The organism is Microcoleus sp. B7-D4, from assembly GCF_036705125.1.
In the GTDB taxonomy this organism is placed as follows: Bacteria; Cyanobacteriota; Cyanobacteriia; order Cyanobacteriales; family Microcoleaceae; genus Microcoleus.
In genome coordinates this window covers 43,685-56,273 of the sequence record NZ_JAUBTT010000035.1, presented here as the reverse complement: position 1 = coordinate 56,273, position 12,589 = coordinate 43,685, and the positions used below count along the sequence as shown (strand labels likewise).

The 12,589-nt window shown below is 44.2% G+C and carries 11 protein-coding genes; 8 read left to right on the top strand and 3 right to left on the bottom strand.

Going from position 1 to position 12,589, the window contains the following annotated elements; translation table 11 throughout:
• Positions 1-387 precede the first annotated feature (387 nt).
• The 8 genes from ribE to QUB12_RS15870 all read left to right on the top strand — a co-directional run bounded on the left by ribE (position 388) and on the right by QUB12_RS15870 (position 8,890).
• Positions 388-1,101, top strand: a complete 714-nt coding sequence (gene ribE / locus QUB12_RS15905; RefSeq protein ID WP_333138950.1) for a riboflavin synthase — start codon at positions 388-390, stop codon at positions 1,099-1,101.
• A gap of 406 nt (positions 1,102-1,507) precedes the next feature.
• Positions 1,508-2,722 (top strand): glycosyltransferase family A protein, encoded by a 1,215-nt coding sequence (locus QUB12_RS15900; RefSeq protein WP_333138952.1) that lies wholly within the window; start codon positions 1,508-1,510, stop codon positions 2,720-2,722.
• Positions 2,697-4,493 carry an ABC transporter ATP-binding protein gene (locus QUB12_RS15895; protein WP_333307534.1) on the top strand — a complete coding sequence of 599 codons (1,797 nt, stop codon included), beginning with the start codon at positions 2,697-2,699 and terminating at the stop codon, positions 4,491-4,493. Before QUB12_RS15900 ends, QUB12_RS15895 begins: the two co-directional genes overlap by 26 nt.
• A gap of 21 nt (positions 4,494-4,514) precedes the next feature.
• Entirely contained in the window at positions 4,515-5,738 is a 1,224-nt protein-coding gene (locus QUB12_RS15890; protein ID WP_333138956.1) for a glycosyltransferase, read from the top strand.
• Between the two features lie 60 nt (positions 5,739-5,798).
• A complete protein-coding gene (locus tag QUB12_RS15885) occupies positions 5,799-6,296 on the top strand; it encodes a glycosyltransferase (RefSeq protein ID WP_333307531.1) in 498 nt (165 codons plus the stop codon).
• The gene (locus QUB12_RS15880; protein ID WP_333307527.1) at positions 6,296-6,772 is read left to right on the top strand and encodes a hypothetical protein; all 477 of its coding nucleotides are present in this window, start codon (positions 6,296-6,298) and stop codon (positions 6,770-6,772) included. The genes QUB12_RS15885 and QUB12_RS15880 overlap by 1 nt, the downstream gene beginning before the upstream one ends.
• Positions 6,773-6,818: 46 nt before the next feature.
• Positions 6,819-8,096 carry a glycosyltransferase gene (locus tag QUB12_RS15875; RefSeq protein ID WP_333307524.1) on the top strand — a complete coding sequence of 426 codons (1,278 nt, stop codon included), beginning with the start codon at positions 6,819-6,821 and terminating at the stop codon, positions 8,094-8,096.
• Between the two features lie 29 nt (positions 8,097-8,125).
• Positions 8,126-8,890, top strand: a complete 765-nt coding sequence (locus tag QUB12_RS15870; protein WP_333138961.1) for a class I SAM-dependent methyltransferase — start codon at positions 8,126-8,128, stop codon at positions 8,888-8,890.
• A gap of 62 nt (positions 8,891-8,952) precedes the next feature.
• On the opposite strand, the gene QUB12_RS15865 is transcribed toward QUB12_RS15870, so the two are convergent.
• From QUB12_RS15865 to QUB12_RS15855, 3 genes are all read right to left on the bottom strand, one after another.
• Positions 8,953-10,350, bottom strand: a complete 1,398-nt coding sequence (locus QUB12_RS15865; protein ID WP_333138963.1) for a hypothetical protein — start codon at positions 10,348-10,350, stop codon at positions 8,953-8,955.
• A 61-nt stretch (positions 10,351-10,411) separates the two neighbouring features.
• The gene (locus QUB12_RS15860; RefSeq protein WP_333138965.1) at positions 10,412-11,932 is read right to left on the bottom strand and encodes a glycosyltransferase; all 1,521 of its coding nucleotides are present in this window, start codon (positions 11,930-11,932) and stop codon (positions 10,412-10,414) included.
• On the bottom strand, positions 11,929-12,366 hold the full coding sequence (locus QUB12_RS15855; protein ID WP_333138968.1) for a GtrA family protein: 438 nt from the start codon (positions 12,364-12,366) through the stop codon (positions 11,929-11,931). The genes QUB12_RS15860 and QUB12_RS15855 overlap by 4 nt, the downstream gene beginning before the upstream one ends.
• Between the last annotated feature and the right edge of the window lie 223 nt (positions 12,367-12,589).

Here is a 12,589-nt window from a genome sequence, read left to right as displayed (position 1 = left end):
GACTGTTTAATTGCAAATGACAGAGCCCAAAACTAGCGTCGCATTCAAGGAGTGTCGTGACTCAAATAACGTAGCCAGTTAAGGCTGAGGCCCGTCAGCACAGCTTGCTTCGATTGCTCTTACAAGCTCAGTCCCTGGTTTTAGGGCTGGGTTACTGACAGAATTAAGAAACTGCAAGGCGGTAGAAAACTCGGACATAAAGATGACCTAAATCCAGTATGACTCGATCTTCGCCTGAATCTGCAACTGATCTGGGACTATCGATTTTAGATTTGAGATTTTAGATTTTCGATTGACTCCGGGGGACAGGGGGACGGAAAAACCTCCTGCGTCTGGTTTGTGCCTGTGGTTTCATGTAAATAAGCGATCGACTAAGGAAAAATACTTATGTTTACAGGACTAATTCAATCTCTCGGAAAACTGAAGTCGCTAGGCAACGATTATTTCCAAATTTCCTGCACATCAAACAACTCCTACCAGATTTTACAAGATTTAGCCATTGGGGACAGCGTAGCCGTGGATGGAGTCTGTTTGACGGTAGTGGAAGTTTTGCCGCAAGGTTTTGTCGCCGTCGCTTCCCCAGAAACTCTCCGGCGCACTACTCTGGGATCATTCCCCGATGCTTTGGTGAACCTAGAAACCTCCCTGCGCGCCGGTAGCAAATTGGGGGGACATTTCGTGACGGGGCACGTAGATGCGATCGGCACTTTAGCGACATCAACCCAAACCGCCAACGCTTGGGAGATGCGGTTTACTGCCCCACCATCCGCCAATTCGGGATGGCAACGTCAAATCGCACCTTACATCGTTTCCAAGGGCAGCATCGCCGTCAACGGCATCAGCTTAACCGTGGCAGATTGCGATGCTGACGGGAATTGGTTTGAAGTTGCTGTCATTCCCCACAGTTTTGGTGAGACAAACCTCAGCTATTTGCAACCAGGAAGTTTAGTAAACTTAGAAGCAGATATTCTGGGCAAATATGTCGCCAAATTTCTCCGCAGCGGCTCAAAATCCCATCCCGAACCGTGGGAAGAAACCCCGGCAATCAACAGTTTGGGAACAATTACACCAGAATTCTTAGCAGAACACGGATTTATTTAATCAATGAAACAATAAAAATCATTGCTGAACGAAGTAGCTGTGGGCCGAGGAGCATCTCTTTATCATTTAGAATATAACTTTTAGTTGTAAGCTGTTGGGAATCTAAATTGTATTTTTTGGGCGGGCTTTCTGGCCCAACCCCTACTCCCCACAAGAATTTTCTTAAATTTGACTATACAATTTAAATGCACTTCAGCTTAGTCTATCACCATTCTCTTGATTTGCAAAACTCATTGATACGTGCTATATACCATTGACGTTGAACAGAGAATGCGGTACAATTTTTATTAGGGGTTTCTTGGCTATCTCTTCCACCGACTGTGTAAGTCCTGACTGCGACGAGTGTAAGGTAGAGAGGCCAATCTACAAAGCAAAAAAAAAATTTGAAAAACCTTGTTAAAAACCAATGCAGCCAGATTCTCAAAAATCTCCCAATTTACCTCTCGTCTCAGTCATTATCCCTGCATACAACGCTGAGCAATTTATTGAAGAAACTCTCAAATCTGTTCTGGCTCAAACTTATCCAGCCATTGAAGTTTTAGTAGTCGATGATGGTTCCCAGGATCGAACCGCTGAAATTGTCGAAAAAATCAGCCAAAAAGATTCTCGCGTCCAGCTTTTGAAACAGCCCAATGCTGGGGTCGCTGCTGCTCGCAACTTAGGAATTCAGAAGTCGAGAGGAGAATACATTGCCCCCCTTGATGCCGATGATATTTGGTATCCTGAAAACATAGAAAAACAAGTTCAATGTATGATGGAGGGAGAGCCATCGTTAGGAGTCGTCTATTCTTGGTCATTAGATATTGATGAAAAGGGATCTTTAACCGGGGGACTCCGCGCTTTTACGATGGAAGGTGAAGTTTATGCAACCTTAATTTGCCACAACTTTTTAGGCAATGCTAGCGCTTCGATGATCCGGCGTTCTGCTTTAGATAAGGTGGGCTTTTACGCCACTAGCTATATAGAGAAGAGTGCTCAAGGCTGTGAAGATTGGGACTTGTACCTGCGACTGGCAGAATACTATCAATTCGGAGTGGTGCCGGAATTTCTAATTGGATACCGCAAAGTTGACAGCAGTATGTCTAGCAATTATATGGTGATGGCGAAGTCTCACGCATTAATGCTGCAAGATGTAAAGCAACGGCATCCGGAAATTCCCGAGTTCCTACACCGATTGTCAGCCAGTAATTTTTTGATGTATTTAGCACACCAAAGTAGTCGGAATGGCCGCGATCGCACCGCGCTATTTTGGTTATTCCAAGCTTTAAAAGCTGAGTGCATCTCACCGTTGTCCCGTTATGGTTTTTACAGAGTATTGGGGAAGAGCCTTTTAAACCTATTATCCCAGTTTTGGAAACCTCAAGCTGCTCTGGAGACACCTCTGAGTTCACAAGAGCCGCAATCCTCTGACTGTAAACTCAGCAGCCGAGAGCTGCTGGTTGAGAGTCGGCGCAAAAATATCGAATCGATGGTAAGGATTGGGAACATTTTTCACCGCTCAATTTCCCGCATTGTCAAGCGAAATCAAGCAGATATTGACATGCTCCCTCAAGTGAACATTAGCGCCACTCCATCGGCACAGGCAGAGTTGTCTTATGAAAAAAGAGATTCAGGCTATTAAAACTCTGCTTCCCCTCCTCAAGATATACCCTTGGGCCATCCCGGCAATGATTTCCTTGGGTATGCTTGCTTCCCTTTCCGACGGCTTTGGCATTAGCTTATTCATTCCCTTTTTGCAAACTTTACAGCAAGAAGAAACTCAGGCTGTAACTGGCAATTCTTTCATTGATTCTCTGATGAAGATATTCGCTGCTGTCCCTGATAGCTATCGGGTCTTAATCATCCCCTTGTGTATTTTAGTCAGCATCCTCATCAAAAACCTGATTGTCTATAGTAATTCTCTGCTTTTTGCTTGGTTAAATTCGCGAATTAGCAACCGATTGCGCTGCCAAATTTTTAACCAAACTTTAACCGTTAGCTACTCTTTCTTAGAGCGCAGCGAATCGGGAAAGATTATGAATATTTTGGCGACAGAGAGTTGGCAGACTAGCAAAGCTTTGAGTTTGTTTGTTAACTTGATTACGTATGCTTGTACGATTACTGTCCTGGCAACACTGTTGCTACTCATCTCTTGGCAACTCACCTTAATTATCAGTATATCCCTCTTCCTAATTTCGCAGTTCATCCAATTTGTGACGCGCCGAGTCAAACATCTCGCACAGCAAGCTGTAGACGCCAATTCTCAGCTCGCTGTCCGAATGTGGGAAGGATTAGGGGGGATGAGAACCATCCGCTCCTTTGGACGGGAACCTTATGAGCAAGAACGCTTCGATCGCGCTTCCCAGCAGGTGCGAAACACCTTTTTCCAACTCGATATGCTGGGAGGGCTCATCAATCCGCTCTATGAAGTTTTTTCCGCACTCCTCCTGCTAGGAATTTTGGGGCTCGCCCTCCTGCAAAACCAGTCAGCTATGCCAACGCTGCTGACTTTTTTATTCATACTCTACCGCTTGCAACCACAGGTGCAACAGCTAGATGTAGCGAGGCTAGGTTTAATATCTACCGCCAGTTCTGCTGAACTGGTGATGGCTTTTTTAGACACTTCTGATAAACCTTACATCCGCTCAGGTAACGTTCCCTTTGACAAGTTGAAGCAGGCGATCTATTTTGAGTCAGTTTCCTTAACTTACAACCCTGAAGATCGGCCGGCAATAGAGGCTGTCTCCGTCGAGTTCAAACGCGGCCAAACGACGGCTTTAGTGGGGCCATCTGGTGCGGGAAAATCGAGCATTATCAGCCTACTCTGCCGCTTTTACGAGCCAACTTCAGGAGAAATTTATATTGACAACAGCCCCTTACAAGAACTGAATTTAACGGACTGGCGAAAGGGAATTGCGATTGTCAGCCAAGAGGTTCATATCTTTAGCGGGACGGTGAAGGATAATATCGCCTACGGGCGCTTGGAAGCAACGGAGGCAGAAATTTTTGACGCTGCAAAACTTGCCAATGCTCACGATTTCATTAGCCAACTGCCGGAAGGGTATGACACGAAAGTGGGCGATCGCGGCGTTCGCCTTTCTGGCGGACAAAGGCAGCGTATTGCCCTCGCTCGCGCGATTGTCCGCGACCCCGATATTCTAATTTTGGATGAAGCAACGAATGCTCTAGATAGTATTGCTGAAAACTTGATTCAGGAGGCCCTCAACACGCTCAGCCAGAACCGCACCGTCATTGTCATTGCTCATCGCTTATCGACGATTGAAAATGCCGATAAAATTATTGTGATGGAAAATGGCAGGGCGATCGAACAAGGGAACCTCCAGTATTTGCTAAAACTCGATGGCTTGTTTGCCAAGCTTTATCATCTGCAACACCGCAACTTACAAAACTAATAGGAATTTGGTGAATCACTTATGCCTTATCCGATTATTGACATTGAAGTGACACAGCCCCTTCCCACTCTGACAATTTCTGAGGAAGATACAGGAATTGCCTTAGTGGTGCGGCGAAAAGATAAAGCTGTTGGTTTGATCATGCAGCCTCTTCCTCCAAAGAGCGTCCTTTCTCCTGAAGATTTAGCTAAAATGATTGAACGGGAAGTCGGCGCTAAGTTACTTCAGGAAGCGATTAGAGAAGAGTTAAATCCTACCGAAAAAGGCGATACTTTTCCCTCGCTCACAGTGGCAATTTGTACGAAAGATCGGCCGGAAAACCTGGCCCGGTGTCTGCAACATTTACTCAAGTTGCAAACACCTATTTCCGGTGAAAATCTTAACTTTGAAGTGTTAGTAATTGATAATGCACCTTCTAATGAAAAAACACAAGAATTGGTAGACTCCCTACCAGGAGTTCGCTATGCCAGGGAACCAAAACCCGGTTTAGACTTCGCTCGCAATCGCGCCTTGCAGGAAGCAACTGGGGAAATATTAGCTTTTCTAGATGATGATGTCACGCCCGATCGCCAATGGCTGAACGGATTGAGGGAAGCTTGGGCAGAAAATCCCGATGCGGGTGGTTTTACAGGGTTAGTGCTACCTTATGAGTTAGCCACTGAAGCCCAAATTTTATTTGAAAGTCGGGGCGGTTTTCGGCGCGGATTTGAGAAAATTCGTTATGGCAAAATATTGCCTCACAATCCGTTATACCCCTGTGGTGCAGGCATATTTGGAGCTGGCTGCAATATGGCATTTCGCCGCGATGTTTTACTCAAACTAGGGGGATTTGATGATGCACTCGATACAGGTGCGCCCCTCCCCGGCGGTGGCGATTTAGATATTTTTTATCGAGTTGTTCGCGCTGGCTATCCCCTCGTCTATGACCCTCGCTATCTGGTGTTTCACCAACACCGCCGGGAATATGAAAAACTGCGCCGCCAGTATTGGACTTGGGGGTTAGGTTTTATGGCTTTTGTGATAAAATCCTATCAGACCGATCCTGCCAAGAGATCGCAGCTAATCCGGCTGATCGCTTGGTGGATGGGCTATCAGTTAGATGAATTGCAAAAGAGTATTAGGGGCTGTCATCCTTTGCCCCCAACGATGATTTTAGCTGAAATGTGGGGTGGGATCGTAGGGCTTTTTGGCGAGTACCCCCGTTCTTTAAAACGTATCGAGCAGATTCGGCGGCAATTTGCCTAAAAAAAGGAGATTTGCTTCAGAAATCTATTTCTCGTTCCATGCAGGAAACGACAATTAAATATGACTAAGCTTCCGCCCATTGATATCGTCATCTGTACTTATAACAATGCTCCTCTTCTCAACAAAGCTCTATCGGCCCTTGCCCAACAGCAAGTGTCGCCCGAATTAGAGTGGAAGGTGTTAGTGGTCGATAATAACTGCACGGATAACACGCAGGAAGTTGTCGAAAAATATCGAGTGTCGGGAACAATTCCCTACCTTTCTACAGGCTCAGAAACACAGCAAGGATTAACCTATGCGCGCCACTACGGGGTTCAAAATACAACGGCTGATTGGATTGCTTTCGTAGATGACGATTGCTTCCTGGCAGAAGATTGGGTGGAGCAAGCTGTTAAATTTGCTGCGACTCATCCTGACTGCGGCGCTTTTGGTGGGCGAGTGATTTTAGATTGGGAAACTCCACCGCCTAAATATGTATTGAATTATGGTTACTCCTTCGCACAACAAGAACACGGCACAGAACCCAAAAAAAATCTTGTCTCGTGGGAGCAGGATTAGTGTTGAATAGAGGAGCTTTGGCACATACTGGTTGGATTGATAAACCGTTACTTCACGATCGCATCGGCACCAAGCTGATATCAGGGGGAGATGTGGAAATTGCTTTGCGGATTTATGGTGCGGGATACGATCTTTGGTACACTCCTGATTGCCAGTTAAAGCACTTTATTCCAAGTAGGCGTACTTCTCAAAAATACTTGATAGATATTAACTATGGTCTAGGGACTTCTCAAGTTTTGGGCGATTCTCTTCTCTGGTCGGGTTCTTATCAAGATTGGTTGTTTAAATTTATTTGGGATGGGGTAAAAGCTTCCCAAAATATCGTAATTCAATCTTTAAGAACGGCTTTGGGGCGAATGAATCCGGCGGAAGTGGAGATCAACAAAAGTTTTGTGCGGGGTAAGTGGGCCGGAATTAACCGGATGATCCGCATGAACCGGAGGAACGCCGAGAGTTCTTGGGTCGGGCAAAATTAGTCGGTTAGCCACCCGATAAATCTATTGCTACTTTGAGGTAATTTCTGTGAGCAACTCCTGGAAAGTTATTAACGTAGAGCTAAGTAAAGCCATTCCTGACTTGCCTTTAATTCCTGGTTATGGGGGCATTTACACTGTATTTTGGTGGCATAATATACCCCTTGGTCAACAGGAGATTTTAGCCGCTCAGTTGCCAATGTCAGCAACAGAATTGACTAATTTAGCGGTACAAGCAATTACTCCTACCATCGGTAGCCATTTGCTAGAGCAAGGTTTTAAAGCAGCTTTGCCAGTTATTTCCAAGAATCCGGCGCGCGATCGCCCCCCTGAGTTCCAAGCTCTAATGGCTTTGGAACAACCTCTTGCAAAGCTTGAGCAACACTTTTCACACTTAAATAGTGAAACTGTTTCTGTTGTGATCTGTACTCGAAATCGACCAGAACAATTAGAGCGATGTTTGCAATCCTTCCAAAACTTATCCCATCTCCCCCACGAAATTATTGTTGTTGACAATGCTCCTAGTTCAGACGCTACGCAGCAATTAGTTGCCAAAATACCAGAGGTTAAATATGTCTTAGAACCTCGCCCTGGTTTGAGCGTGGCCCGCAATACTGGCATCCGTCACAGTACAGGCAATATAATTGCTTTTACTGATGATGATGTGATTGTTCATCCTGATTGGATTGCCAGAATTGCCCAAAGTTTCCAGGGCGATCGCGTCATCGCCATGACGGGACTTATTCTACCAGCAGAACTTGAAAATGAAGCCCAATTGATCTTCCAAAAAGGTCATACTGGCTTCGGATGGGGATACCGCCCTACAACCTTTGATACTCAATTTTTTGAGGAAATGAAGCCGTTCGCTGTCCCCGTTTGGCGCATTGGTGCAGGGGCAAATATGGCGTTCCGGCGCGAACTTTTTGATAAAATTGGATACTTTGACGAACGGTTGGGTGCAGGCGCTTCTGGGTGTAGTGAAGACTCTGAAATTTGGTATAGAGTGCTTGCCGAAGGCTGGTTTTGTCGCTATGAACCAACAGCGGTCGTTTACCACTACCACCGCGGCGATCTGGATAGCTTAAAACACCAAATGTATCACTATATGCGCGGACATATCGCAGCGCTTTTTGTGCAGTTTGAAAGGTACAAACACTGGGGCAACTTGCGTCGCGTTTTCATCGCTTTGCCTAGATATTATGTCAAGCGATTCATCATAGGATCGTTGACAGGATTTAGAGGGGTCAATAAAACGCTCTTTTCTGAGGCGTTAGGCTGTTTGGCTGGAGTACAATTTTATATCCAGAATCAGAGTCACAAAAATTAGTAATTTTTGGAGTTTATAGGAAAAAAACAATGGTAGCAATTCATCCGTCAGAGACAAGAGGAAATAAAGAAAATTTGGGTCGTTTTTTATCCCGCAACCCCTTTCCGCATGGTTTGACTCAAGGATTCTTTTATCGGGAAAAGATGCGAGCAATTTACCGCATTGCCCCTGACGTTCCCTGTAAAGAAGTATTAGAAGTCGGAGGCGGTCAAGGCGGCTTGACGGCTTTACTCTATCCGCAAGCACAGATTACCAACATTGACCTCGATCCTAAATATGCAAATGCCCCTTGTAACCAACAAGAAAAAGTCCGCTTCATCTGCGGTGATGCCACGAATTTACCGTTTGAAAATGAATCATTTGATATAGTAACGATGTTTGACGTGATCGAGCACGTTCCCGACCATCAAAAAGCAATCTCAGAAGCGCTGCGAGTGCTCAAACCCAAGGGATTTTTATTAGTGAGCACTCCCAATGAAAATTGGCGGTTTCCCTACTATGGATTTATGAAACCACTTTGCCCACCGGAAGCGGAGGTGATGGCAGAATGGGGTCATGTCCGGCGCGGCTATACGATCGATGAACTGACAGCATTAATTGGTTTTCCTTGCCAAATCTCTGCGACTTTTATTAATCCATTGACGGTACTTTGTCATGATGTTGCTTTCTCCCGTTTATCTTCTCTCAAGCGCCAATTTTTTTGTACTGCACTCACTCCTTTAACCTGGGTGAGCTATTGGCTGCATAAACCTGAATCATTGGGGACGGAAACTGCATACGCTTGGCAAAAGTAGGGAGAAACATCAGGCGGAAGGCAGGAAATGGTGCGTTCGCAGAGGCGCTGTTAAAAACTGATTTACTGGGCAATATTTTTATCGGAATCATTAACCGTATCTTCTCGCATTTGAGCAAAAACTCCTACTCGAGCTTGGTAAAGCATCTGCATATTATCTGCCAATTCCCGATCGCTCCACCAGTGAACCAGAGAATCTCGGTGACGCTTAGCGAGGAGCGATCGAGGAATTCCATTAGCAATATCTTGCTCAACTGAGTCCATGACACCATCATACCAATTGCCAAACATCTGAAACCCAGCTAGGGTATTTAAAGGAAGCAGTAGCAACATCCCTAAAAACAGTCCCCACTGAACAATTTGTTGCCATTTTCGAGAGCCGTACAATTCCCAAATAAAGAAGGTTGTACATAGCATGGGAACTGCAAACATCACGTATCGCATGGGGAATCCTTGAGATGGAATCAGTCCAGCTCTACCATAGCCTACTGCTAAGGAATAAACACCGAAAACACCACATAATAAGAGCATTGTCAAGGCTCGCTGTCTCTCCAAACCTTGATGGCTTACAATGCCTAAAATGACTACTCCCAAAGTAGGCATGAAAATCCCAAAGGCTATCAATACAAAAAAACTCCACGAATAAGCAGCAACGCCTCCGAAACTGTAAGCTAAAAATTTAGCAACTGTCTGGAGTGTGGGCCCTAAACCGGGACTGGGGGGATTCCAAGTGGGACGTTGATAGCCAATAAAATATACACCTATTAAACACAAGGCAATCGCTGCCAAACTGATTGAAATAATACTCGCCGATCGCTGTTTATCTTTGGAATCCGTAGCGTAGAAGTTGATAAAGCCACGATAGATGAACCAAGGTGCGAGCAAAGGAACTAATAACAACCCATTCGCTCCACAAAAGGGAAGTGCAACCAAACTCACCCCACCGATTGCTACTGCTAAAGGCGTTGTCAGAGTGGGTTGAATGACAAAGACAAAGACTATAATGTAGGTGAGGGCAGTAGGCAAGACTTGGGTAAACTGCCAACTCCAAAACAGATTAGGCCAATTGCTGATATTCAATAAAGCAATGGGAAAAAAGGCATCCGCATAGCTGGTTTTTCCCCCTCGCAAAGAGCGAGCGACTTGAATGGCAGCCGCAGCAACAAAAGCGAATGTCACGACATTAAGTACCATCCCTGAACGAAAATCACCCTTAGTAAACTTGAGCAAAGTTAACAAAATTAGGCGTGGTAAAGGGATACGATGTTCATTATTCTGCTGCCATAACCAACTAACTAGGTGGGGTTCATGTCCTGTCAAGGGCTTAACCAACAACCAATCTTCGGCCAGGGGAATATTTCTCCCATAGTTCGCTAAACAGATGAAAGCAGCGATTAGCATTGCTAACCAAATACCCCAGACAAATAGCTTGGAGTTGCGATCGCTGGAAACAATAGACATAGAAGTATAGTCCTAATGTACTGTTAATCACGAGATTTTGAACTGGCGAGTGATGATTTTGTTAGCGCCTTTTCTTGAACAGATTTTTTAACCACAATTGCCACAAAACTTGCCCATATCCCCCACCTACTCGGATCAGTCGAAACGATGAAATTCCCATATCTGGGGTACGATTAATCCAAGAAATGGGAACTTCAATGAGTGAATAACCTTTCAAAAGAGGTTGCAGTCCTGTCTCTGCATTGATGGCAAATCCTGGCTGAGTAAGTTCTAGGTTCTCAACTACCTCTCGCCGCATGAGTTTGAGATTATTGGTTAAATCCCGAAAATTTCGCAGGAATAATATCTGTGCCAAGAGATGAAATCCTCGATTGACAATTATTTTAGATAAAGGGTAATTAAGCAATACGCTATGGCGGGAAAATCGACTGCCCACTACTACATCATAGCCCTGATTTGCCTTGTCAAACAAATCGCGAATTTCTGGAAGAAGATGCTGAAAATCACAATCCATTGATAAAATATACTGCCCTGTCGCTACTCGATAGCCATCTGCAAGCGCTCTTCCTACGCCATTGGGTGGAACCCGGAAGACAGGTTTAATCAAGGGATCTGCGTCTGCTAAACGTTGAATTACTTCACGGGTTCTATCTTGACTATTGTCATCGACGGGAATAATTTCGTGGAGATAATCGCCAAAAAAAACCTTGAGTCGAGTAATTAGGGGTTCGATGTTCATCTCCTCATTATGGCAGGGAATGACGACAGAGACTGCTCCCCGTAACTGCTCGTGTTCACACAGAGAGATTTGGGGACTGTTAATAACTCTAGGTGGCTTTTGAGCATGAATGAGAATTGATCCCGCCAGGGTCTTTAACCCAGGAGTATTTTCGAGAATAATCGAAAGATTTCGTAATAGCCAAATCAAGTCTTTGGTGAGGGGAGCATAAACAAAATCGTTGAAAATAGCAAAGATTCTAATAAAGCCAATTTCGGAAATTAGTTCATATAATTCTGGACGATTGAGGAGTTTTCTGGGGTCTTTATTTCCAAAATTTTGAGAAATAAATCGACGTAATCTCAGAACGATATTCCAGGGATTACTGTCATAAAAAATGACTTGACCGCCCGGATTTAGAAGTTCATAAACTTTTTGGAGAAACCAGCCGCTATTTCGCTTATCCAATAAATCCATTGCCACAATCAAATCAAAATGTCGTCCTTCAAGGGTTCCTGGGATAGACATTGCATTGATAAACTCAACTGAAGAAACCAAAGTATCTGGTTTAGGGAGTTCGGTAAAGGTAACTGCTGTGATCGGATTTTCTCCGCGAGATACGGTGAGAAGTTGTTCTGTAAAAAGACCTTCGCCACAGCCAATTTCTAAGATGGTTTGACCCGGAATTAGGTGAACTAGATGACGGAAAGTTTGCGCTCTCCAGAGGAGTCTATCTTGATAAATGGCATCGCGCTTTTTCCAATACTGATCTCGATACTGCTCTCGAATCCCTAAAATTTGACTCTGGAGTAGATCTGGATCGTCTTGGGTAGGTGGTATGTTTGCAGAATTGATTTTAATCATTTGCTATCTCCCGATTGAGCAGAATTTTTATTTTTTGTGAAGACCCATTTTTCACTGATAACATAGTTGATAACAGATCCGAGAATAATCCCCGTTAAGGTATTAATTTGATAATTCACTTTTAACCCCTCTAAAATAGGGAAAACCAAGAAGCTTCGAGTAGCGACAACTAATCCACAAGAGATGTGGTAGCGAGGGATCTGCTGCCCTAAAATCTCTTGCCAACTTGAGTGATGACTTACCAAAACCCACGTTCGATAAACAAAAAAACTAAATAATAAAGAAATTTCAATCGAAATAATATTGGCAACATTGCGGAGAATTTGTGTGTTAAATTTCCAAGTTGCGATAATAAGATAAATTAACACAACATTGAAAATTGCTGTAATAATCCCACAAATTAAATATCTAAAAATTCGTTGTTTAGATTTCACTCTAGCTCGAGTCCTAATTTTTTTATAACTTGCTAGTTTTGTTCGGTCAAGTGACTTTTAAAGTTTTACATCCTTTTTATAAAAAAGTTCCAACGCTCGCTCGCTCAAAGTTGAGCCTCTCGTTCAACGGCTACTCATCCCGTAACATTTCTGTAGATCGGGGATTGCGTATGTATCTATTTGATCCCGTGCCTTATTTAGTTGTTTACTGGATATTATATAA